18 protein-coding genes and 2 pseudogenes are annotated in these 22682 nt (G+C 42.9%); 14 read left to right on the forward strand and 6 right to left on the reverse strand.

The genetic code is table 11. The features are described from left to right. Positions 1 to 41: 41 nt before the first annotated feature. Positions 42 to 1112: pseudogene (locus tag HLH14_RS13670) on the forward strand (RNA-guided endonuclease InsQ/TnpB family protein). A 294-nt stretch (positions 1113 to 1406) separates the two neighbouring features. On the opposite strand, the gene HLH14_RS13675 reads toward HLH14_RS13670, so the two are convergent. Together HLH14_RS13675 and paaZ are read right to left on the reverse strand one after the other, a co-directional pair. Beyond that, positions 1407 to 2846 carry a spinster family MFS transporter gene (locus tag HLH14_RS13675; protein WP_171533266.1) on the reverse strand — a complete coding sequence of 480 codons (1440 nt, stop codon included), beginning with the start codon at positions 2844 to 2846 and terminating at the stop codon, positions 1407 to 1409. 191 nt (positions 2847 to 3037) lie between these two features. Continuing rightward, a complete protein-coding gene (gene paaZ, locus HLH14_RS13680; protein WP_171533267.1) occupies positions 3038 to 5149 on the reverse strand; it encodes a phenylacetic acid degradation bifunctional protein PaaZ in 2112 nt (703 codons plus the stop codon). A 261-nt stretch (positions 5150 to 5410) separates the two neighbouring features. On the opposite strand from paaZ, the gene paaA reads away from it, so the two are divergent. From paaA to HLH14_RS13740, 12 genes are all read left to right on the forward strand, one after another. After that, entirely contained in the window at positions 5411 to 6355 is a 945-nt protein-coding gene (gene paaA / locus HLH14_RS13685; RefSeq protein ID WP_067723108.1) for a 1,2-phenylacetyl-CoA epoxidase subunit PaaA, read from the forward strand. A 31-nt stretch (positions 6356 to 6386) separates the two neighbouring features. Continuing rightward, the gene (gene paaB / locus HLH14_RS13690) at positions 6387 to 6677 is read left to right on the forward strand and encodes a 1,2-phenylacetyl-CoA epoxidase subunit PaaB (RefSeq protein ID WP_067723107.1); all 291 of its coding nucleotides are present in this window, start codon (positions 6387 to 6389) and stop codon (positions 6675 to 6677) included. A gap of 17 nt (positions 6678 to 6694) precedes the next feature. Beyond that, positions 6695 to 7450 (forward strand): 1,2-phenylacetyl-CoA epoxidase subunit PaaC, encoded by a 756-nt coding sequence (gene paaC, locus HLH14_RS13695; protein WP_171533268.1) that lies wholly within the window; start codon positions 6695 to 6697, stop codon positions 7448 to 7450. Positions 7451 to 7478: 28 nt separating this feature from the next. Continuing rightward, the gene (paaD, locus tag HLH14_RS13700) at positions 7479 to 7979 is read left to right on the forward strand and encodes a 1,2-phenylacetyl-CoA epoxidase subunit PaaD (protein WP_005247163.1); all 501 of its coding nucleotides are present in this window, start codon (positions 7479 to 7481) and stop codon (positions 7977 to 7979) included. A gap of 75 nt (positions 7980 to 8054) precedes the next feature. Further along, positions 8055 to 9113, forward strand: a complete 1059-nt coding sequence (gene paaE / locus HLH14_RS13705; protein WP_171533269.1) for a 1,2-phenylacetyl-CoA epoxidase subunit PaaE — start codon at positions 8055 to 8057, stop codon at positions 9111 to 9113. Positions 9114 to 9155: 42 nt separating this feature from the next. After that, positions 9156 to 9926 carry an enoyl-CoA hydratase-related protein gene (locus HLH14_RS13710; RefSeq protein WP_171533270.1) on the forward strand — a complete coding sequence of 257 codons (771 nt, stop codon included), beginning with the start codon at positions 9156 to 9158 and terminating at the stop codon, positions 9924 to 9926. After that, positions 9926 to 10717: a 2-(1,2-epoxy-1,2-dihydrophenyl)acetyl-CoA isomerase PaaG gene (paaG, locus tag HLH14_RS13715; protein WP_171533271.1), complete on the forward strand. Its 792-nt coding sequence runs from the start codon at positions 9926 to 9928 to the stop codon at positions 10715 to 10717. Before HLH14_RS13710 ends, paaG begins: the two co-directional genes overlap by 1 nt. Before the next feature lie 3 nt (positions 10718 to 10720). Further along, a complete protein-coding gene (locus HLH14_RS13720; RefSeq protein WP_171533272.1) occupies positions 10721 to 12274 on the forward strand; it encodes a 3-hydroxyacyl-CoA dehydrogenase in 1554 nt (517 codons plus the stop codon). A gap of 12 nt (positions 12275 to 12286) precedes the next feature. Next, positions 12287 to 13498 carry a 3-oxoadipyl-CoA thiolase gene (gene pcaF, locus HLH14_RS13725; protein ID WP_171533273.1) on the forward strand — a complete coding sequence of 404 codons (1212 nt, stop codon included), beginning with the start codon at positions 12287 to 12289 and terminating at the stop codon, positions 13496 to 13498. A gap of 60 nt (positions 13499 to 13558) precedes the next feature. Further along, positions 13559 to 14851, forward strand: a complete 1293-nt coding sequence (gene paaK, locus HLH14_RS13730) for a phenylacetate--CoA ligase PaaK (protein WP_171533274.1) — start codon at positions 13559 to 13561, stop codon at positions 14849 to 14851. Between the two features lie 63 nt (positions 14852 to 14914). Then, positions 14915 to 15856 (forward strand): phenylacetic acid degradation operon negative regulatory protein PaaX, encoded by a 942-nt coding sequence (paaX, locus tag HLH14_RS13735; RefSeq protein WP_171533275.1) that lies wholly within the window; start codon positions 14915 to 14917, stop codon positions 15854 to 15856. 28 nt (positions 15857 to 15884) lie between these two features. Further along, complete coding sequence (locus HLH14_RS13740) at positions 15885 to 16484, forward strand: DapH/DapD/GlmU-related protein (RefSeq protein ID WP_171533276.1); 600 nt, start codon at positions 15885 to 15887, stop codon at positions 16482 to 16484. A 259-nt stretch (positions 16485 to 16743) separates the two neighbouring features. Here the strand turns inward: HLH14_RS13740 and ppk1 are convergent, their stop codons facing one another. Beyond that, positions 16744 to 18825 (reverse strand): polyphosphate kinase 1, encoded by a 2082-nt coding sequence (gene ppk1, locus HLH14_RS13745; RefSeq protein WP_067723091.1) that lies wholly within the window; start codon positions 18823 to 18825, stop codon positions 16744 to 16746. 205 nt (positions 18826 to 19030) lie between these two features. Between ppk1 and HLH14_RS16075 the strand changes: the two are divergent. Next, positions 19031 to 19270, forward strand: a pseudogene (locus tag HLH14_RS16075) (hypothetical protein). Between the two features lie 78 nt (positions 19271 to 19348). Here the strand turns inward: HLH14_RS16075 and HLH14_RS13750 are convergent. The 3 genes from HLH14_RS13750 to HLH14_RS13760 all read right to left on the reverse strand — a co-directional run bounded on the left by HLH14_RS13750 (position 19349) and on the right by HLH14_RS13760 (position 22675). Continuing rightward, positions 19349 to 20413 carry an IS701 family transposase gene (locus tag HLH14_RS13750; protein ID WP_171533277.1) on the reverse strand — a complete coding sequence of 355 codons (1065 nt, stop codon included), beginning with the start codon at positions 20411 to 20413 and terminating at the stop codon, positions 19349 to 19351. Between the two features lie 220 nt (positions 20414 to 20633). After that, positions 20634 to 22007 carry a sensor histidine kinase gene (locus HLH14_RS13755; RefSeq protein WP_171533278.1) on the reverse strand — a complete coding sequence of 458 codons (1374 nt, stop codon included), beginning with the start codon at positions 22005 to 22007 and terminating at the stop codon, positions 20634 to 20636. 5 nt (positions 22008 to 22012) lie between these two features. Beyond that, a complete protein-coding gene (locus HLH14_RS13760) occupies positions 22013 to 22675 on the reverse strand; it encodes a response regulator transcription factor (RefSeq protein WP_067723089.1) in 663 nt (220 codons plus the stop codon). Between the last annotated feature and the right edge of the window lie 7 nt (positions 22676 to 22682).

The following is a 22682-nucleotide window of genomic DNA, read 5'->3' on the forward strand; positions in this document are numbered from 1 at the left end:
AGAATCAACACTTTTAATTTAACATGAGCTAATATAAGCCCATGAAAACGCTTAAATTACGCATAAAAGACAAACATTCCAAGATGCTAGCCCAATTGGCATCTGAAGTGAATTTCGTCTGGAATTATGTCAATGATTTAAGCTTTAAACACCTTAAAAGAAAAGGTAAATTTCTTAGTGCTTACGATATTGCCAAATATACGAAAGGCACATCCAAAGAATGTAATTTACATAGCCAAACCATTCAGGCTGTGACAGAAGAATTAGTCACCCGAAGAAAACAGTTCAAAAAGTCAAAATTGGGATGGCGTGTCAGTAATAAGAAATCAGCAAGAAGATCACTAGGTTGGATACCATTCAAGAAAGTAGCAATCAAGTATGCGGATGGATACGTCCAATATGGCAAGCATCAATTTAAAATATGGGATAGCTACGGACTTTTAAATTACAGTATCAAGACTGGTTCATTTGTCGAGGATGCGTGTGGCCGCTGGTATGTCTGCTTGGTTGTGGATAGCCCTAAAACTGAGAAAACGACTGCAACTAAAGCGATCGGGATTGATCTGGGCTTAAAGGATATAGGCACATGTTCCGATGGAACAGTGGAACAGTGATTTCAAATCCCAAGTTCTACCGTCAATATGAACAAAAATTAGGGATTGCTCAACGAGCAAAGAATAAAAAGCGTGTACGTGCATTACACGCCAAGATTGCAAACTGTCGCAAAGACCATTTGCACAAAGCAAGCACTGTGCTTGTAAAAGAAAATGCACTGATTGTTGTAGGTAATCTGAGTGCGAAAAAACTGGTAAAAACCAAAATGGCGAAGTCTGTTTTGGATACCAGATTTTCAGCACTCAAAACAATGCTCAAGTATAAATGCGAGAACGCAGGGGTATTGTTTGAAGAAGTGAATGAAAGTTTCACAACCCAAATCTGTTCGTGCTGTGGTGAGATCACCGCAAGCAGTCCGAAAGGTAGAGCAGATTTGCGAATAAGAGTATGGGAATATGAAAACTGTTTAAGCATCAATGACCGTTATCGTAAACAGTGCGAACAACATACTTGCGCTTGGGCATAAGCGTCTCGCAGGAGGAATCTCCCTCTTTTAAGGGGGAGAGGATGTCAAGGTGTTAGAAGGGTATAAAGGGTGGCGTGATCTGGGAACTAAAGTGGCAGAATTGATGCTGAATGCTAAAGAAGCCTTTGAAATTGCACGCTTAGATTTGCCGCATTTAAATGAGTTATAGGTGTTTTTATTTTAGTTATTACACGAATCTAAAAAAGCCCAAATCTAGGGTCTGTTGAGAATTAACCAGAGTTAATTCTCAACAGACCCTAGAGAGGAAATATTTAAAGCTTTAAAATTGGAGCTAATAAAGTTTTATTGGCATTCATTGATTATCTTATTCAATCAGTTTTTCAACCTTCATGCTTTCTCGATAATATTTACAGCCTTTGAACAGTAAAAACATTCCAATTACACCTGCGACAGCATTCACAATTGAAATGGAATTTCCCACCATTACGGTGTTTTGGAAATATTTATCAGTAATTAAAGCAACAGCGGTGGTTCCTATCCCAAGGGCAATCATATTTGAGATAAGCAGGAATTTGGCAGAAACTTGTGCACGTAGTTGGTTTGGTGTCAGCATTTGAGTTGCGGCTGCAGATGCCGGAATCGGGAATGTTGAGAAGAACATAGCCACAGATATCAGGGCAAATGATAAATAGATGTTGTCGACCTGGGTAAACAATACACTTGGAACGATTAAGGCTGCACAGCCGATTGCACCGGAACGGATAGCAGCATCACTGTATCCACGTTTAGAGAAGAAGTCGATCAACCAGCCACAGAATAAGGCACCAGAGGTATTCGCCACTAAAATGATGCTACCTAAGATATAACCGGTCTGGCTTGCATCAAGGCCGAAGTTACGCATGTAATAAGCAGGTGCCCAGCCCAGAAGTGAATACAACATCATGGTATAAAAAGAAAAACCAATAAAATGACAGAAGAAAGTCTTTTTATGCGTCTTAATAAAGCCAATCGAGTTCTTGAAGGAAGCCTTAACAACCTGACCATCTTGACCAACTTTCATACCCTTACGAGCAGGTTCACGTACCGTCAGCACCATGAGAAGTGCAAGCAATACACCGGGTAAGCCCACAATCATAAAGGTGAGTTGCCAGGTCTTCACTTCACCAATCACCGGTAAAGCCACGAAACTGATGTCTTTTAATAGCCCAATCACATAGCCGCCAATCAGGAAAGCTAAACCTGAACCAATAAAGGCGCCAATGGCATAAACACCGAGTGCACGGCCTAATTTTTCTTTAGGAAATAAATCAGCGACAATCGAATAAAATGCTGGGGAAAGTGCGGCTTCACCTGCACCCACACTCAAACGTGCCAAAAACATTTGAATGAAGTTTTTAGTTAAACCACAGGCTGCCGTGGCAAGACTCCAGAAAGCAATACCTGTCGCAATAATTTTAATCCGGGACTTTCGATCAGCTAGCGCGGCAATAGGAAGACCCATAATCGCATAAAATAACGAGAACGCGAGTCCTTGCAATAAGCTGAACTGGGTATCACTCAGCATTAAATCGGCTTTAATCGGCTCAATCATTAACGATAAAATTTGACGGTCTACAAATGACAAAATGTAAGCCAGCATACAGATCACCACCACATACCATTGATAGGTACTACTTTCTTTGGGCGGCTGAGTCTGTTCAGAAAAAGGCGATCCTGTTTCTACAGAGGTAGGCTCAAAACTTTGATTTTCGGGTTGAAGCGTCCTTTCAACCATTTCTATGTCCAGCGATTTATCATTCATCATGCAACATCCTATGTTGATCGTTTGAGATATTTTGATACTTATAATATTGATATTATTTTTATTATGTATCGTATCATCTAATCTAGAGTTTAATTTTATTTGCGTCAATCAATTTCCATAAAAGGATACAAATAAATTTTTATAATAAAAAAAAGGAATCATAATGATTCCTTTTTTTTGAGTTTGAATTTTTAGCCACGTTCAACCAGGGTCAAAATATCATAAGTTGCGACCAGTTCATTGCGCTGATTTTTGACTTTAATATCCCAGACCACCACACCATGTGGTTTTTGTGCCGGATCGCGCAGCGCTTTCGGGGTTTTCTGCTTACAGGTCAGTTCCACCTGAAGGGTATCACCAATTTTCACAGGTTCCACAAAGCGCAAGTTGTCCATGCCATAGTTGGCAATGACCGGACCCGGAGCGGCATCAACGAATAAACCGGCTGCAGCAGACACGACAAAATAACCATGTGCAACACGTTCACCAAACAGGGATTCTGCCGCAGCAATTTTGTCCATATGCGCATAGAAGAAGTCACCACTCAGACAACCAAAGTTAACCAGATCGGCTTCTGTCACGGTACGTCGCGCAGTCAGCAAACGTTCACCAATACGCAATTCATCAAATGATTTTTTAAAAGGATGCACTCGGTCTTCAAAGACCTGAGCTCCGGCAGTCCAGCTATGGCCAACTTGGGTCATAGCATTTGGCGAGCCTTGAATCGCAGTACGTTGCATATAATGTTTGACTGCACGCAAGCCACCGAGTTCTTCACCCCCACCGGCACGACCCGGTCCACCATGAACCAGTAAAGGTAATGGAGAACCATGTCCGGTACTTTCTTTGGCACTTTCTGCATCCAGAATATGTACACGACCATGCCATGGCGCAATTTTGCTGAGCAGTTGTTCAATATTTTCATCGGTATTGCGTACGATGGATGCCACCAGGCTACCTTCGCCACGTGCCACCAAGTCAGCAAGCTGAACCAGATCACCATACGGCATTAAAGTGACCACAGGCCCAAAGGCTTCGATCTTATGAATGTTTTCTGCCTGAGCCGGTGCTTTGCATACCAAGACCGTCGGTGGATAACATGCAGACTTCTCGGTATCTTGTACTTGAAGAATAAAGTCCTGACGCAAGTGGCTACCGAATACGATCTCTGCATCCTGACTCAGCTGTTCAACTTTTGCCGCGACATCATGTTTCTGTTTGACGCTGGCCAAAGCCCCCATACTCACGCCTTCTTGAGCAGGATCGCCCACGACCACTTTTTTCAGTTTTTCAATCAGACGACTTTGCACTGTATCCAACAGCTCGGCTGGCACAAAGGCACGACGAATGGCGGTACATTTTTGTCCGGCTTTGGTGGTCATTTCACGGAAAACTTCACGGACAAATAAATCAATCGTTTCACCATTGGCTTGCGTCGTCAAAATCGCACTGTTGACCGAGTCTGCTTCCATGGTGAACGGAATTGAGTAGGCATTTAAGTGTGGATGCGAACGCAGTTTTTGCCCTGTTGAAGCAGAACCGGTAAAGGTGACCGTATCTTGAGGATTCAAATGATCAAATAAATCATAGACCTGTCCGCAAATGAGCTGCAGTGAACCTTCTGGCAAGAAACCGCTTTCATGAATGGCTTTGACCACGGCATGGGTCAGCTCGGCACCTTCAGTGGCCGGTTTGACAATACAGGGTACGCCTGCCAGTAAAGATGGTGCGATTTTCTCCAGCATGCCCCAGATCGGAAAGTTAAAGGCATTGATATGGACAGCGACACCGGCTTTAGGCGTCAGAATATGTTTCGCGCCAAAGCTACCTTGCTTAGAAAGAGGAATCCAGGCATCTTCGACCCACGCTGTTTCATCACTTAGTTCGCGACGCACCAAACTTGAATAGGCATATAAGGTCCCAACCCCGCCTTCAATATCAATCCAGGCATCTTTACGGGTACAGCCGGTTGCTTTGGCAAGCTGGTAAAATTCTTCTTTGCGTTCCATCAAATACTGTGCCACTTGCTTCAGTGCATTGGCACGTTGATGGAAAGTCCATGTAGCAATAGTCGCGCCTTTTTGTTTGGCATACTTCACCACGGCTTGGGTATCGATGCCCTGACTGCCGACCTGATAAACAGCTTCACCGCTAATGGCATGATAAACCGTACGTAAATCGGCTTGAGCGGTGTATTCCTGACCATAGACCAGTGAAGCTAAGCTTTTGATGAAAATAGGATTATTTTGTGACTCAGTATCTTGATAATCCATTGCGCTCGAGCCGCTATCTAACTCTAACATTGTAAAACTCCATTTATGATACGTTTTGGGAAGTATTTTAATTTTGATGTTTCATAATTTGTGATTAAAAAGCTGAAATGTCAATCACAAATGTGTGTTTAAAAATGATTAACAATAAAATAAAAAATATTTAATTATATAAAACATATACTTGTTATGAATATGTTGTAAAAATTAAATGATACCAATAAATATGTATTGATTTTAATTATGTATCGTTTTAATTTAAATGTATCAACACTTGGGATAAGTGAGGGAACAATGAATAATCAACAACAAATCTTTGATCAAAAGATTGAAAAGGATATTTCTATCGAGCCGAAGGACTGGATGCCGGATGCTTATCGTAAGACCTTGATTCGTCAGATTGGTCAGCATGCACACTCTGAAGTGGTGGGCATGTTGCCAGAAGGAAACTGGATTACCCGTGCACCGACCTTGAAACGTAAAGCCGTGCTGATGGCAAAAGTCCAGGATGAAGCCGGTCATGCTTTGTACCTGTACAGTGCTGCAGAAACCTTGGGTGCAGATCGTGACGACATGATGGATAAACTGATTGCCGGTCGCATGAAATATTCTTCAATTTTTAACTATCCAACCCTGAGCTGGGCCGATGTTGCAGCGATTGGCTGGCTGGTGGATGGTGCAGCAATTGTCAATCAGGTTGCGCTTTGCCGTACTTCTTATGGTCCTTATGCACGTGCCATGGTGCGCGTCTGTAAAGAAGAGAGTTTTCATCAGCGTCAGGGCTTTGAAGCCATGATGGAATTGGCCAATGGTACGCCGGAACAAAAGCAATTGGCACAGGATGCAGTGAACCGTTTCTGGTGGCCAGCACTGATGATGTTTGGTCCAAGTGATGATAATTCACCGAACAGTGCACAAAGTATGCAGTGGAAAATTAAATTATTCAGCAACGATGAGCTACGTCAGAAATTTGTCGATAACACTGTATCGCAAGTCTTACAGCTTGGTTTAACCGTTCCAGATCCAGACCTCAAATTCAATGAAGCAACCGGACATTATGAATTTGGTGAAATCAATTGGGATGAGTTCTTTGCGATTCTTGCAGGCAAGGGGCCTTGTAACCATGAGCGTATTGAAGCACGCCGCAAAGCTTGGGAAGGCGGCAAGTGGGTACGTGATTCAGCAGCAGTCTATGCGCAGAAACAGCAGCAACAGTCAGAAGCACAAAAGGTTGCTTAAAACAGTTTGATCAATATAAGGAAATTTGCTCATGAATAACAAAAAAAACTGGTCACTTTATGAAGTGTTTGTGCGTAGTAAACAGGGTCTAAGTCACCGTCATGTTGGCAGCCTGCGTGCACCGGATGAGGAAGTCGCACTACAAAATGCCCGCGATGTGTATACCCGCCGCAATGAAGGCATCAGTATCTGGGTGGTGAAATCTGAATTGATTACTTCTTCACAGCCAGATGAAAAAGCAGAATTTTTTGAACCGGCTTTGGACAAGGTTTATCGCCATCCGACCTTTTATAATATTCCAGCTGGCATCGAGCACATGTAAAGGGAAAGGTGAAAATTATGACAAATCAAGTATTGGCAGAATTTCTTTTACATGTGGGTGACAGTCAACTGATCCTGTCACATCGTTTGGCAGAGTGGTGCGGTCATGCACCTGAACTGGAGCTGGATATTGCCTTAGCCAATATTGGACTGGATTTATTGGGTCAGGCACGTACCGCACTCAGTTTGGCGGGTGAAGTGGAAGGCTTGGGCCGTGATGAAGACAAGCTGGCTTACTTCCGCACTGAGCGTGAATACCGTAATTTACTGCTGTGTGAACAGCTGAATGGTGACTTTGCCCAGACTTTGGTACGCCAGTGGTTGATGGACCACTACCACGCTTTATTGTTTAGTGCCTTAAGTGAAAGTCAGCATCCTAAGTTGGCGGCTTTTGCAGTGAAGTCACTCAAAGAAGTGAAATATCACCAGCGTTTTTCCACCACCTGGATGGAACGCTTAAGTTTAGGTACAGCAGAAGCCCATGAAAAAACTCAGCAAGGTTTAAACCAGTTATGGCGTTTTAGCGAGGAACTTTTTGTACTGACGGCTGATGAAAGACAGCTGGTTGATACCCGTGTAATTCCAAATATTGAAAATTTAAAAGCACAGTGGCTGGAGACGATTACAGCCGAGTTAGCTCGATTTGAATTAAGCCTGCCAGAGCTGGGCACTTATCGTAGTGGTGCTAAACAGGGTTTACATACAGAGCATCTCGGTTTTGTTTTGGCCGAACTGCAATATATGCAGCGCTCATATCCAAACATGAGCTGGTAATTCAGCATAATCACAGGGAGTGAGTCGCATGAATCTGATTCGACACGTAGAAGATCAATGTTGGGACGTTTTGCAGCAGGTTTCTGATCCAGAGATTCCGGTATTGTCAGTGATTGATCTGGGCATGATTCGTGGCGTCGAGCTGAATCAGCAGGATGAAATTGTGGTGCGACTCACGCCGACCTATAGCGGCTGTCCGGCCACGGATTTATTAAAAGCAGAAATTACCCAGGCTTTCGAGGCGAACGGTTTGACGCCGGTCAAAGTCATTGTGGACCTGTCTCAAGCCTGGACCACGGACTGGATGAGTGAATCGGGCAAACACAAATTACAGCAATATGGTATTGCCCCGCCGCAAGGTCAGTCACATAGCTGTGGTACGCATGTGGCATTGACCGATGGCATCACCTGTCCACAGTGCTTAAGTAACAACAGCAAATTATTAAGTGAATTCGGTTCGACCGCCTGTAAAGCTTTATATCAATGTCGGGACTGCTTAGAAACTTTTGACTATTTCAAATGTATTTAATTGTAACGATTGCGCGGTGGGCAGGGTAAACCAATAAGAAGCCTGAACACCGCCACCTAAAAGAAGGATTTTGCCATGAGCCAATTTATACCATTAACCATTAAATCGATTCAGCCACAAACCGAGCAGGCGATCTGCATTGCCTTTGATCTCGCGCCTGAGCAGTTGGATGCTTTTCAATATCAGCCGGGTCAGCACCTGACCATTCGTCATTTAACCGATGACGGCGAGCTGCGCCGCTGTTACTCGATCTGCAGTGATACGCAGGAAGATATGAGCATTGCGATTAAAAAAATTGATCAGGGTCAGTTCTCGACCTGGGCCAATGCGCATTTGAAAGCGGGCGATGTACTGGAAGTCATGCCACCGCAAGGGGTGTTCTTTCAAAAAGCAGCCAAGGCCGGTGGCCAGAATTATTTAGGGTTTGCAGCAGGCAGTGGCATTACGCCAATTTTATCGATTGTAAAGTCGGTGCTGAACCGTCAAGCGGAAGCAACATTCACCCTAGTATATGGCAACCGTTCCTGGAAACAGACCATGTTTTCTGAGCAGATCATGGACCTGAAAGACCGTTTTAAGGAACGTCTGCAACTGGTGAATATTTTTTCACGTGAACTGAATGACAGCGAGATCTTTAATGGTCGGATCGATGCGGACAAATTACAGCAGCTGTTTCATGCCAATCTGATTTCAGCCGACACCGATCACTGTTTTGCCTGTGGTCCGGAAGAAATGATGGCAGCGATCGAAACGGTATTACCGACTTGGGGCATTCAGCGCAGCAAGATTCATACTGAACGCTTCAATACGGGTACTGCACCGAAAGCAACCGCCCAGCAGATGGAAAGCCGTAGCGAAGAACGCGTCAATATTGTTCTAGATGGTCGCGAGCTGATTGTTGAAGTCTCCAAACAGGATGACAGTATTTTAGATGCTGCGCTACGTGCCGGGGCAGACCTGCCATATGCCTGTAAGGGCGGTGTTTGTGCAACCTGTAAATGTAAGGTGTTAGAGGGACAGGTTGAAATGGCTGTGAATTACAGTCTGGAAGAAGATGAGATTCAGAAAGGCTATGTGCTCAGTTGTCAGGCACGTCCAATCACGGCCAATGTCCGACTCAGTTTTGATGAATAACAGCTGAATTTACAGCACCGCGAGCATAGCAGGAGTTCAAGGATGACCTACATTAAAACCAGCTCACCCAAGCCAGGTGTGGTACTGATCGAGCTGAATCGCCCAGAAAAGCGCAATGCCTTAAACAATGCCACCTTGCAAAACATTGCAGCCTGTTTACAGGACTTGGAAACAGATGCTGCTGTGAAAGCCGTGGTCATCACCGGAAATACACAATGCTTTGCTGCCGGTGCTGATTTAAATGAGCTGGCACAGTTAGATGTGGTCAGCATCCAGCAGGATCAGCGCCCACTGCTTTGGAAAAAAATTGATGAATTTTCCAAGCCTTTAATTATGGCCGTGAATGGTTATGCTTTGGGTGCAGGTTTCGAGTTGGCTTTGCATGGTGACATGGTGCTGACTGGAGAAAATGCCCAGTTTGCCTTACCTGAAATTGGTTTAGGGATGCTGCCGGGTGCCGGTGGAACACAGCGCCTGGCCCGTCTGGTCGGTCAGCAATTGACGATGCGCTGGGCCATGACCGGTGAAATGATTTCGGCACAGACCGCATTGCAACATGGCATTAGCAGCCAGGTTTGTCCGGCAGGATTGACCGTGCAATACGCACTGGAACTGGCAGAAAAAATTGCCAAGCAGGCACCGCTCGCCATTCGTGCCATCAAGCAATCTTTAAAGTCGATTCATGAAGTGACTTTAAGTCAGGGATTGAAGCTTGAGCGTCAACATTTTGTCTGGCTGGCGGCGACCCAAGATCGCCAGGAAGGCATCAATGCATTTTTAGAAAAAAGAAAACCAGAATTTAGAGGTGTGTAATGGATTATCAAACAATTATTGTCGAAGAAAAAAATGCAGTGGGCTACCTGACCTTTAACCGTCCAAAACAGCTCAACAGCTTTAATGAAACCATGCATCAGGAAGTCTCCAAGGTCATCAAGGCCTGGGCCAAAGACAGCCAGATTCGTGCCGTGGTGATTTCAGCTGAAGGCCGTGGTTTCTGTGCCGGTCAGGATCTGAATGACCGCGTGGTCGATCCGAATGCCGATGCACCGGACTTAGGCCTGTCCATTGAAAAATATTACAACCCTTTGATCAAGCTGATTACCGAAATGCCTAAACCAGTGATTTGTGCGGTGAATGGTGTGGCAGCAGGAGCAGGCGCCAATATTGCCTTGGCCTGTGACATTGTGGTGGCAGCAAAATCAGCTTCTTTTATTCAGGCCTTTTGTCGTCTTGGTTTAGTGCCAGATTCAGGCGGTACCTGGTTCTTGCCGCGTCTGGTTGGACGTGCTCAGGCGATGGGCCTAGCGATGCTTGGCGATAAAATTTTGGCTGAGCGCGCAGTACAACTCGGCATGATCTGGCAGGTGGTTGAAGATGAGCAACTGCAAGCAGAAGCGAAAAAACTGGCAGAACATCTGGCACAGCAACCGACCTATGGTCTGTCCCTGATCAAAAAAGCCATCCATGCCGCAGCTGCCAATAATCTGGATGAGCAGCTCATTCTGGAACGTGACCTGCAACGTCTGGCTGGACGTTCAAGCGATTATAAAGAAGGTGTACAAGCCTTTATGCAGAAGCGTACCCCTGAATATAAAGGATGCTAAATCATGCAACAGATCAATTTAGAGCAAGTAAAAGTTGCTGTAGTCGGTGCTGGAACCATGGGGATTGGCATTGCACAACTGGCAGCCATGCACGGGCATCAGACCTATGTGTTTGATCTCGATAGCAGCAAAGTTCAAAGTGCCTTGACTGCTTTAGAGGCGCAGCTCAGTAAGCGTGTACAAAATGGCAAAATGACCCAGAAATTGCTGGAGAGTACCTTCGCTAATCTGATCGTGGCAGAGGATATTCAGCAGCTTGCCGATGCGGGCTTAATTATTGAAGCCATTGTCGAGAAGAAGGAAGTTAAACAAAACCTGTTTCAACAGCTGGCTGCCATTTGCCCCGAACAGACGATTTTTGCGTCTAATACTTCTTCGATTTCCATTACCGCAATTGCCTCGGCTATTCCGCATCCGGAACGGGTGATTGGGCTGCATTTCTTTAATCCGGCCCCCGTGATGAAACTGGTCGAGATTATCCGCGGACTGAAAACTTCAGCAGTCCTTGCCGATGCGGTATTTGCCCTGATGGTGTCTTGGAACAAAGTTCCGGTACGAGCCAAATCGACCCCCGGTTTTATCGTGAATCGTGTCGCACGACCTTATTATGCCGAAGCCTTTCGCGCCTTGCAGGAAAATGCCACCACACCGGAACAGCTCGATTACATCATGCGCGAATGTGGCCGCTTTGCCATGGGACCGTGTGAACTCACGGACCTGATTGGACAGGATGTGAATTTCTCGGTCACGCAAAGTGTCTATCAGGAATTTTTCTATGAGCCACGCTACCGCCCATCCTTGATTCAAAAAGAGCTGGTTGATGCCGGCTGTTATGGCCGCAAATCCGGTCAGGGTTTTTATGATTACACGCAGTCCAAGCCTGCGCCTGTATATGAATTGCCAGTGTGTTATGCCAAGTCGCTGAATAAGCTCAAAGTCACGGTAAAAGGTGAATGGTTGCATTCAGCAGCACTGATTGAACGTTTAAAACAGGCATCTCATGTGGATCTCATTTTTCAGGCGGCAGAACAGAATGAAATCCTGATTGGTGATCTTTCCCTGCGATTATCGCTTGGCGAGTCGGTTGAACTGGCTTATCCGCATGACCCCGTGGTGTTGATGGACTGGCATGCAGATTGGGCTAATGCCCAGGCGATTCCGGTGGTGGCATCACCGGCTTGTAGTGAAGAACAGCGCCAAGCGGCAGAACTATTCCTCATAGGTATGAATGTGATACCAATTTGGTCTAAGGATCATCCAGGTCTTTATGTTATACGTAGTATCGCCATGCTGGTGAATGAAGCGTGTGAAGCCGTATTGCATGATATTACATCAGATCAAGATATTGATTCTGCTATGAAATATGGTGTCAATTATCCTTGTGGCCCATTCGAATGGGCAGACAGAATTGGATATTACACAATTTTACAAATTTTGGAAAACATGTATCATATTTATGGTGAAGATCGCTATAGAACTAGTATATATTTAGCAAAGAAAGCGGTGCAGGGACATGCACAGAAAACTCAGCAGCAACCATTACGCGTAGCTGGCTAATAAGGAAGAATCATGGAACAGGTTTATATTTTTGATGGAATTCGCACCCCGATCGGACGCTATGCCGGTGGACTGAGCAGTGTCCGTAGCGATGATCTGGCAGCGCTACCGATTCAATATCTGAAAGATCAGCATCCTGCATTGCCATGGGCAGAACTGGATGAAGTTATTTTGGGCTGTGCCAATCAGGCCGGTGAAGATAACCGTAACGTTGCGCGTATGGCTGCTTTACTCGCAGGACTGCCTGATTCTGTTCCAGCGATCACCGTGAACCGCTTATGTGCCTCAGGTCTGGATGCAATTGGACTGGGAGCACGTGCCATCAAATCGGGTGAAGCACAATTTGTTTTGGCGGGTGGCGTAGAATCCATGAGCCGTGCGCCTTATGTGCAATCCAAACCCACGACTGCCTTCAGCCGTACCCCTGAAACTTATGACACGACGATTGGCTGGCGTTTTATCAATCCAAAATTTAAAGCGCAGTTTGGCGTCGACAGCATGCCGGAAACTGCAGAGCATGTGGCCGAGAAATATCAGATTAGCCGTGAAGACCAGGACCTGTTTGCCTATCACAGTCAGCAGAAAACTGCAGTAGCACAGCAGAAGGGTATTTTTGCCGAAGAAATTCTGCCGGTAGAGGTCAAAGGTTCGAAGAAAACCACTCTCACCATTTCCCAAGATGAGCACCCGCGTGCAGAGACTACGCTGGACAATCTGTCAGCATTAAAAACACCATTTCGTAAAGAAGGCGGTTCAGTCACCGCCGGTAATGCTTCGGGTGTCAATGACGGTGCAGCTTGCGTATTGCTAGGGAATCAGCAGTTTGCCGAGCAGTATGGTTTGAGCCCGAAAGCCAAAGTGATCGGGATAGCCAGTGCCGGTGTTGAAGCCAAATATATGGGCATTGGGCCGGTGCCAGCCGTGCAGAAAGTCTTGAAGCAGACTGGCCTAAGTCTGGAACAGATGGATGTGATTGAACTGAATGAAGCTTTTGCCGCGCAGTCACTGGCAGTGATTCGTGAACTGGGTCTACAAGATAATGATTCGAGAATCAACCCGAATGGTGGTGCTATTGCCTTAGGCCATCCTTTAGGTATGAGTGGTACCCGTCTGGTGATCACGGCCATGAAAGAACTAAAACGTCGTAATGGAAAATATGCACTCTGCACCATGTGTGTTGGTGTAGGACAGGGAGTTGCACTGATTCTAGAAAATATGGATTAAGAACAGCATTCAATTAATGAAATAAATCGTGGTCAGGATGACTGCGTCAGGAGTAAGAATATGAATAACAATGCAATGGAAAAAATTGAAACGGTATCGGTTGATGAATTACGCAGTGTTCAGCTTCAGCGTATGAAAAAGACCCTACAGCATGCTTATCAGAACAGTCCGGTTTATAAAAAGAAATTTGATGATGCTGGTGTGCATCCGGATGATTTCAAATCACTGGAAGACCTGGCTAAATTCCCGTTTACCACCAAACAGGATCTACGCGATAACTATCCGTTTGGTATGTTCGCTGTTCCACAGGAACAGATTGTACGTGTGCACGCATCTTCTGGCACCACCGGTCAGCCTACCGTGGTTGGTTATACCCAAAATGATATTAATGTCTGGTCTGATGTGGTGGCGCGTTCTCTTCGAGCAGCCGGCTTGAGCAGCAAAGATATCATTCAGGTGTCTTATGGTTATGGTCTGTTTACCGGCGGTCTAGGTGCACATTATGGCGTTGAACGTTTGGGCGCAACCGTGATCCCGATGTCAGGTGGACAGACGGAACGTCAGGCGCAGCTGATTCATGACTTTAAGCCGACTGCACTGATGGTCACCCCATCTTACTGCCTGAATATTATTGAGGCGCTTGAGAAAAAATTTGGTACAGCCAAAAACTGTTCGATTAAAACCGGTGTATTTGGTGCAGAACCATGGAGCAATGAAATGCGCAAGGAGATTGAAGAACGCCTGGGCATTGATGCATTGGATATTTATGGTCTGTCAGAAGTCATGGGACCCGGCGTGGCGATGGAATGTCTGGAATCTAAAGATGGCCCAACCATCTGGGAAGATCATTTCTATCCTGAAATCATTCACCCTGAAACAGGTGAAGTGTTGGCAGACGGTGAGTTAGGTGAGTTGGTCTTTACCACCATTACCAAAGAAGGCATGCCGGTGATTCGTTATCGTACCCGTGACTTAACCCGTTTATTGCCAGGAACTGCTCGAACCATGCGCCGAATGGATAAAATTGTCGGGCGTAGTGATGACATGATGATTATCCGTGGTGTGAATGTATTCCCATCCCAGATTGAAGAACAGATTTTACAGATCCAGCAACTCATCCCTAATTACCAAATCCATATTTGTAAACATGGACATATGGATACGTTGCATATCCGTACTGAAATGCGTAAAGATAGTAGTGATATTATGGCGCATCAGCTGGCGACTCAGCTTAAGGGCCAGATTAAAACTATGGTGGGTATTAGTGTAAGTGTGGAAGTGTTACCAGAAGGCAGTCTGCCACGCTCTGAAGGTAAGGCACAACGTGTGTTTGATATCCGCAAGTCTGCATGAAGTTCTATTGGATGATAACCAAATGGTCTATCATCCAGTCTTTAAAAGGTAAAGTTAAACGAAATGAATCCGAAATTAAAACAAATAATCGATGACTTTATTCGCAATGAAGCACTGAGCGGGACTTCATTAATCATGACTATCTTTGGTGACTGTATTTTTCACCGCGGTGGTATTATCAGTCTTGCCAGCTTAATTCAGTTAATGGACGTATTTGGTTTTAACGAGAGATCCGTTCGTACGGCCGTGTTTCGCCTGGTTCAAAATGGCTGGCTGGTCTCGGAGAAAATTGGCCGTACCAGTTATTACCGGGTGACTGAAAGCAGCCGCCAGCGCTTCATTATGGCGGACCAAAAAATTTACAGTTTTACTCATCAGGAATGGGACCAGAAATGGGATCTGGTGCTGCTGAGTTCGGTTGAACTGGAAAATAAATTGCTACTCAAAAAAGAACTGGAATGGCTAGGTTTTGCCAATATTGCCACCAATGTCATGGCCTACCCGGGTTGTGATCACCACAAACTGCAAAACTTGCTGTTAAATTTAAAAATGACAGAGCAGGTGGTGGTATTTAAGGCAGAAGCTTTACTGTTATGGCAAGAATCTTATCCAACCGTGAAACGCATGGTAGAAACGAATTGGCCGGTTCAGGAGTTGCATCAGCGTTATGAAAAATTCATCGGTGTGTTTAGAGAGTTCTTTCATTTAGTCGAAAATGAAGATGAGCTCGATCCGGTACAGGCTTTTCAACTGCGAATTTTACTGATTCATCAATATCGTCGCATTTTATTAAAGGATCCAAACCTGCCATTTGAATTATTGCCATCAAACTGGTTATCCATCAATGCCCGAAACTTAAGCAGTAACTTGTATCAAACAGTGGTGACTGCGGGTGAAGAATTCTTCATGGATATCGCACGAACTTCAGAAGGTTCCATGCCGCCTGTACATCCGCAGTTTTATAAACGCTTTGGTGGTTTGCGGCAGGAAGAAATTAGCTATTAAAGCAATCAGATTTTAAAGGAATAAAACGATGCCTTGTTATGCCATAGATGGTGTGATCCCTGTGGTCAGTCCTCAAGCTTATGTGCATCCGACTGCGGTGCTGATTGGTGATGTCGTGATTGAGGCCGGGGTCTATATTGGTCCTTTCGCGGCCTTAAGAGCCGATTTTGGTGGAATTCGTATTCAAAAAAATGCCAATGTTCAAGACTCATGCACCATACATGGTTTTCCAGACAGTGTGACCTTAGTGGAAGAATATGGTCATATTGGACATGGCGCAATTTTACATGGCTGTATTATTCGCAAGAATGTTCTGATCGGCATGAACAGTGTGATTCTGGATGAAGCCGAGATTGGCGAAAATACCATTATTGGTGCCAATAGCACGGTAAAAGCCAAAGCCAAGATTCCTGAAAACTCACTGGCACTCGGCAGTCCAGCCAAGGTGATCCGTAGCTTGGAGGCTAAAGAAATTGCATGGAAAACTAAGGGTACCGAACAGTATATCCAGCTCTCAGAACGCTGCCTTTCATCTATGCATGAGATTGAGCCTTTGTCAGAAGACTCAGCAGATCGACTCACTTATAAAGAATTTAATGCGGCACATGTACTGAAGGAAAATAGTTGATTTTTTCCATTGCAGCATTGTACGGGGCATAGCGAGAGGTAGATTTGGTTTAGCGATTGAATTCCACTTTCTCGCTATTTTTTAAACAACACATGTCAACATACCCTCGTTAACCTAATGGTCGTTACATGAATCGGAAATGTGAGTCGCAAATAGAAATAACAGGAAAAAAGCCCAGACCTAGTATCTGGGCTTCACATAATCCGTATTAGATTAATTTTTCTTTATTTTTTATAAAAAACTAGATAACTAAAACAGTTCACGATTTGGTTTTAATTTCCCTTTGAGTTATTAAATATTTTTGAGCCATAAACTTTTCCTCATTCTCTTTCGGCTGTGTCAAAGTCCATTGGCTATTCGCATCAAGTTCCCAGGCTCTTGTATTATCTTTTAAATAGCTGAGCAGGCCATCTTGGATAATCTGTTTTTTAATTTTTTTATTCTCAATTGGAAAACAGCTTTCAACTCTGGAGAATAAATTTCTCCCCATCCAGTCGGCGCTGGCACAATATAATTTTTCTGCACCATTATGATAAAAATAATAAACACGGGTATGCTCTAAATATCTTCCAACAATGGAACGCACTGTAATATTTTCAGATAAGCCTTCAACTTGTGGTCGTAAACAGCAAATTGAACGGATAATTAAGTCAATTTTTACTCCGGCTTGTGAAGCTTGATATAAAGCCGAGATCAGTTGAGGCTCAGTTAATGCATTCACTTTAATAATAATACGCGCAGGTTGGCCTGAAAGGGCAAACTGAGTTTCCTGTTCAATATAGTGTAAAAGCTGGTCATGTAAGGTAAATGGCGCATGAAATAATTTTTTCAGTTTGGCCATTCGTCCCATACCGGTCAGCTCTTGAAAAATCTTATGCACATCTTCTGCTATATCATCATCTGTGGTGAGAAGTCCATAATCTGTATACATTTTGGCATTGCCAGCATGGTAGTTCCCTGTACCCAAATGCACGTATCGACGCAGGTTTTCACCTTCTCTACGCACGATCAAAATCATTTTTGCATGGGTTTTGTAGCCAACAATGCCGTATACCACTACAGCACCTGCTTCTTGTAAAAGATTGGCTACAATAATGTTTGATTCTTCATCAAAACGGGCACGAAGCTCAATGATTGCAGTGACTTCTTTACCATTTCGCGCTGCTTCTACCAGTGCTTGGACAATTTCAGAATCGGGACCACTTCTATATAAGGTTTGTTTTATCGCTAAAACATGCGGGTCTTTTGCTGCTTCTCTGAGTAGATTAATCACAGGCTGAAAAGAATCAAAAGGATGATGCAAAAGAACATCTTCTTTTTTTAATACATCAAAAATGAGATTCTGATTGCGTAATGCCTTTGGAATAACTGGCTGAAATGGCTTGAAGTTGAGTTCTGGAATATCAAAGTCGATAAAGAAACGGGTTAAATTGACCGGGCCATTTACTCGATAAAGTTCTTGCTGGGTCAGATTAAACTGTTCCAATAAATAATTATTCAGTTTGTCTGGACACTTTTGATCGACTTCCAACCTTACCGCACGACCAAACCGGCGAGACGAAAGTTCATCTTTCAAGGCAATCGCAAGATCATCTACATCTGCTGCTAAAGTCAAATCTGCATTTCTTGTCACGCGAAATTGGTAGCAGCCTGTAGCAGTCATTCCAGGAAACAGATCATTGACATAATATTGAATCATGGCAGACAGTAAAATGTAATGTTGCTCACCTTTAGGACATAATTCATCTGGTAACCGAACAACACGAGGAAGAGATCTAGGCGCAGGAACAATGGCTAAATCTATATGACGGCCAAAAGCATCTTGACCTTCTAATGACACGATAAAATTAAGACTTTTATTGACTAAACGTGGAAATGGGTGAGCAGGATCTAAGCTGATTGGCGTTACAACTGGCTGAATTTGTTTAAAAAAGTGATTTTTAATCCACTCGTGATGCCGTTCTAAGATGTCGTTAAACTGAATAAATCGAATGCCGTAATTTTGAAGTTCTGGCAATAATGTTTGATTTAAAATCTTATATTGTTCTTCAACCGCACGATGTGCAGTTTCTGATATTTGTTGCAAAATCACTTCATTGGGAATGCTATCAGGGGCGCTGGTGATCAATTTAAGGTCGAGCTGCTTCATTAAGCCTGCGACTCGAATCTCAAAAAATTCATCTAAATTACTTGAAAAGATAATTAAAAACTTGAATCTCTCCAGTAAAGGATGACAGCTATCTTTTGCCTGTGCCAAAACACGTTTATGAAATTCCAGTAAGGAAAGTTCACGGTTTATATAGGTATGAGAGTTATGTAAGTTTTTTTTTGCAGCCGACATAATAAATACTGTTCTTCTAACAAGCCTGATTTGACTCGGCAGGGATATTAAGAACAAATTGTGACAGAAATATTACAAATTCACTTTTACTTAGACTAAAAGTTAAAATTAAATAATTGTAATTAAAATATATTTTATTCATATTTTATTTTTATAAAGTGTTCTCTATATAGACAATAAGCTGTAGATAATATGAACGTTTCCCGTGCGTGACTTATATCAAGTCATTGAAAAAAATATAAAAGAAATATTTCAAGTCAGGCATTCATGGGATATAAATTGTTTTCAAAATTGATGAATGATCCTAAATTTGCCTCTGACGTAGCGAATTCTGCTTTGAGTACCACAAAAAGAAAACATAGAAATAGAAATTACATTAGATAAATATCAACTTCAATTTGGAAAACATAATTTAACTTACGTTCCCCTGAAGTTCATTTCATAATTTTATTAATGAATAATTATTAATGATTTTAATCATTTAGCTTAACTTAAATGCGTTATTTTAATTTAATAACTGATGTTACGCAGTAGCCTTTTTAAAACAAGAAATTTCTGCATAGGCTGCTTTTAAAGAGTTCAGATATATTTTTGCTTTCAGAGCAAAATGATTCATCTTATGATGGATCTTTAATTGCTCTAACTTCAGTACACTGCAAATTGATAAGAACAAATGATTACTTTGAGTTCTTACTGTTCGAGTTGGAGATTTTGAAATGCATGCATTCGATTTCAGTGATTTATGATAAACCTCGATATTCCATCGTTTTTGATAAATACGGGTAATATCGTTTCCATCTAAAGACAAATCACTGCAAACTCGATCCAATGAGCTTGTACTTCCATCTTTGTTTGTAAAAACTTGGCGACAAATGAGGACTTCATGAGAATATCCTTTGAGCCAACCACGTACAATTTCACCATCTTTTAAGCCAATTTCTCTTACTTGTTGGAAACGACCATTTCTTTTATCTTTTTCACTTAATGCGATCAGCCGATTACTCTTTAATGCACTAATAAAATGCTTCCTTTTCTTGCGAATCAAATCGAATGTTTCTTTTGAACTATACCAACTATCAAATAAAACATATTTAAATTTCAGATCATTAGAGATCATTTGCATAAACATTTGATGCAGCATTTCATTTTTGCTGACCATACTTTCGCGCTTAATTTGACGAGTATGGAGATCACAGTAAGAGATAGGCTTTTTCACAATGTGAAAGCTTAAGGGGAGTGAAATATCATTGTGATGATAGATCAAATTGAGCAAATTAATGCCTTTGACTGAACGGCCTTTACTATGGTCAAAGTGATAACAAATGATTTCGTTTTCATCAGTCCATTGTTTTTCAATGATAGTGTCATCAAAAATTAAAACCCCATCCTCTTCTGACTCGATAGACCTGAGTGTAGGTTTTACGAGTTTCCATAAATCTTTATCAGTAAAGGATTGGCTAGACAAAAAACGGGTAACCTGATCATGACTTACATGACCATCAAGCATTCTTGATAATTGGGTTGCTGTTGTCTGCTCAGTTGAACAAATCAGGTAGTCTGTATAGAGGTCTAATAAATCTTTATTCATGCTACGAATTATAAGACTTTTTCAATCGAGTGCGTAACATCAGTTAATAAGTTCATGAACTTACTATGAGAAGTAATAGTTTTTAGGATTGAGAGGGTTGCAAGGGTAAAAAATGGATAAATCTATGCGATTTTAGACTTTAAGTTTCAGATTTTATTAAATTTCAAGTCTGAGTTAACCTGCCACCATCTCAGCAATAATAGTGGCGAAAACCTATAGTTCATCTATTTTTGGTTTGGGATAAGGTGGAAAGAATAATTTTTAATCCTGTAGGCTGATTCTGTTCACATCTAAGTTCGTAACCATATTGACCTAGCATCATTTTGACTAAAGACAATCCTAGACCATGGCCTTTTTGCTGTGCTGATTTACGCCAAAAGCGTTGCCCTAAATACTGAATATCATCTTTATTTAAAGTTGTGCCATTATCCTGAATGATCAAAATATTGTCATGCATGGCAATCTTAACGTTATCAGCATCGGCATGTAGAAGGGCATTTTCTAGAATATTCTTTACAATGGTATAGAGTACAAATTCAGGTAAAGGCAGATGACCTAGGCTTTGCCAATCAACCTGAAGCTTAGTTTTCGCTTCAGGGTATTGCATCTGTAAATCGTATAGTACTTTTTCCACTACTAGTTTTAGTTCGACCGACTCCGCCAAATGTTCAAGTGCTTGATCGGTATTGGACAGCATCAGCAGTTGTTCAAGTAATTCAGAATAGCGACGAATACTCTTATTGGCTTGATCTAAACTATGTTTTAGTTTCGGACTGCCATCTGCTTGTGCCATGAGCTGTGCCAATTGCACATGAGTTTTAATGGCAGTCAGCGGACTACGCAATTCATGGGCAGCATAGGCACTAAAGACTTTTTCATTTTCCAGACTTTGATGCAGTTTATGCACCAAGCGTTTGGAGTTTTGTGCAAAAGGTTGTACCTCAGAGGGCATGGTTTTCGCATCTAAAGTTTTTAAATATTTGGTAGCATCATTCACTGATAAATTCGGCTGACTTAAATAGGCCGAGATCTCATCTAAAGCTTTAAACTCTCGACGAATAATCAGAATAATTAAGCCAATACACAGCAACAAAGATAAGATCAGTGGAATTAAGACCGATTGCAAAATCTGTTTGAGCAATGATTCACGTAGGAACATCCGCTCCGCGGCCACCACTTGAATCTCATCCCGACGTAAGACATAACTCCGCCACTCTATTTCACCTTGATGCCATGTGCTAAAACCAACTGCTTGTTGACTTAAGTTTTTAGGTGCACCACGCGTTTTAGCGACCACATGCTGTCCCACACTCACATCCGAGCTAAACAATGACACTTCACAGGCAATCAGTTGTTCTTGATCTGTGGAATGAAGCTGTTGGGCTAGAGCATACTCATCCAAACTTTGCATCGGCAATTGTTGAATCAGGCGAGCCACCATCTGTGCCGAAGCCAATAAACGCTGATCTAAAGTATCTTGCAGGCGTTTTTGTAAGTTGATATACAGCCAGACAAAAACCAAACTCCATAAACAGATCATCACTGCCAATAGACTGCTGACCAAGCGCCACTTTAAGCTGTTCGGTTTGTGCATCGGTATTACTCGGGCACTTTAAACATGTAGCCAACGCCACGCACAGTCTGGATATAGTCTGCACCGAGTTTTTGGCGTAAATGGTAAATATGCACATTCAGTGCATTGCTTTCGATACTGTCTTGAAAGCCATATAACTTATCAAGCAAGACTTCATTTTTTAGCACTTGATTGGGATGGCTCATTAAGGTTTCAAGCAGGCTGTACTCTCGGCGTGATAGCTGAATGACTTGAGCTTGATAGCTGACTTCTTGCGTGTCTTTATTGAGTTGTAAGCCTTCAAATTGAATGACATTGGATGAAAATCCACGATGGCGACGGGTTAAAGCATGAATCCGTGCGATCAGTTCATCGAGTTCAAAGGGCTTGGTCAAATAATCATCTGCACCTAAGTTTAATGCTTCAACACATTGTTGGGTCTGTAAGCGAGCGGTCAACACCAGGACAGGGGTATGAATTTGATCACTACGCCATTTTTTCAGTAAGTCCAAACCATCTTGGTCGGGCAGTCCTAAATCGAGTAGGCACAAATCTACCGCACTGTGGCGAACAAAATAATCAGCATCACGGGCGTTACTGACATGCTCCACCGAAATATTTAAAAAATCCAATGAGGCGCAAATACTTTCGGCAATATACGGATCATCTTCGACCAAAACGACAAACATAGCAGTT

The organism is Acinetobacter terrae, assembly GCF_013004375.1.
In the GTDB taxonomy this organism is placed as follows: Bacteria; Pseudomonadota; Gammaproteobacteria; order Pseudomonadales; family Moraxellaceae; genus Acinetobacter; species Acinetobacter terrae.

What these genes read in the sequence shown, in the direction of transcription:
- pcaF (WP_171533273.1), top strand. Translation starts at nt 12,287, where the DNA reads ATGGAACAGGTTTATATTTTTGATGGAATTCGCACCCCGATCGGACGC.
- paaG (WP_171533271.1), top strand. Translation starts at nt 9,926, where the DNA reads ATGGATTATCAAACAATTATTGTCGAAGAAAAAAATGCAGTGGGCTAC.
- HLH14_RS13755 (WP_171533278.1), bottom strand. Translation starts at nt 22,007, where the DNA reads ATGCACAAACCGAACAGCTTAAAGTGGCGCTTGGTCAGCAGTCTATTG.
- paaE (WP_171533269.1), top strand. Translation starts at nt 8,055, where the DNA reads ATGAGCCAATTTATACCATTAACCATTAAATCGATTCAGCCACAAACC.
- HLH14_RS13740 (WP_171533276.1), top strand. Translation starts at nt 15,885, where the DNA reads ATGCCTTGTTATGCCATAGATGGTGTGATCCCTGTGGTCAGTCCTCAA.
- HLH14_RS13710 (WP_171533270.1), top strand. Translation starts at nt 9,156, where the DNA reads ATGACCTACATTAAAACCAGCTCACCCAAGCCAGGTGTGGTACTGATC.
- paaK (WP_171533274.1), top strand. Translation starts at nt 13,559, where the DNA reads ATGAATAACAATGCAATGGAAAAAATTGAAACGGTATCGGTTGATGAA.
- HLH14_RS13750 (WP_171533277.1), bottom strand. Translation starts at nt 20,413, where the DNA reads ATGAATAAAGATTTATTAGACCTCTATACAGACTACCTGATTTGTTCA.
- HLH14_RS13760 (WP_067723089.1), bottom strand. Translation starts at nt 22,675, where the DNA reads ATGTTTGTCGTTTTGGTCGAAGATGATCCGTATATTGCCGAAAGTATT.
- HLH14_RS13675 (WP_171533266.1), bottom strand. Translation starts at nt 2,846, where the DNA reads ATGATGAATGATAAATCGCTGGACATAGAAATGGTTGAAAGGACGCTT.
- paaX (WP_171533275.1), top strand. Translation starts at nt 14,915, where the DNA reads ATGAATCCGAAATTAAAACAAATAATCGATGACTTTATTCGCAATGAA.
- HLH14_RS13720 (WP_171533272.1), top strand. Translation starts at nt 10,721, where the DNA reads ATGCAACAGATCAATTTAGAGCAAGTAAAAGTTGCTGTAGTCGGTGCT.
- paaZ (WP_171533267.1), bottom strand. Translation starts at nt 5,149, where the DNA reads ATGTTAGAGTTAGATAGCGGCTCGAGCGCAATGGATTATCAAGATACT.
- paaB (WP_067723107.1), top strand. Translation starts at nt 6,387, where the DNA reads ATGAATAACAAAAAAAACTGGTCACTTTATGAAGTGTTTGTGCGTAGT.
- paaC (WP_171533268.1), top strand. Translation starts at nt 6,695, where the DNA reads ATGACAAATCAAGTATTGGCAGAATTTCTTTTACATGTGGGTGACAGT.
- ppk1 (WP_067723091.1), bottom strand. Translation starts at nt 18,825, where the DNA reads ATGTCGGCTGCAAAAAAAAACTTACATAACTCTCATACCTATATAAAC.
- paaD (WP_005247163.1), top strand. Translation starts at nt 7,479, where the DNA reads ATGAATCTGATTCGACACGTAGAAGATCAATGTTGGGACGTTTTGCAG.
- paaA (WP_067723108.1), top strand. Translation starts at nt 5,411, where the DNA reads ATGAATAATCAACAACAAATCTTTGATCAAAAGATTGAAAAGGATATT.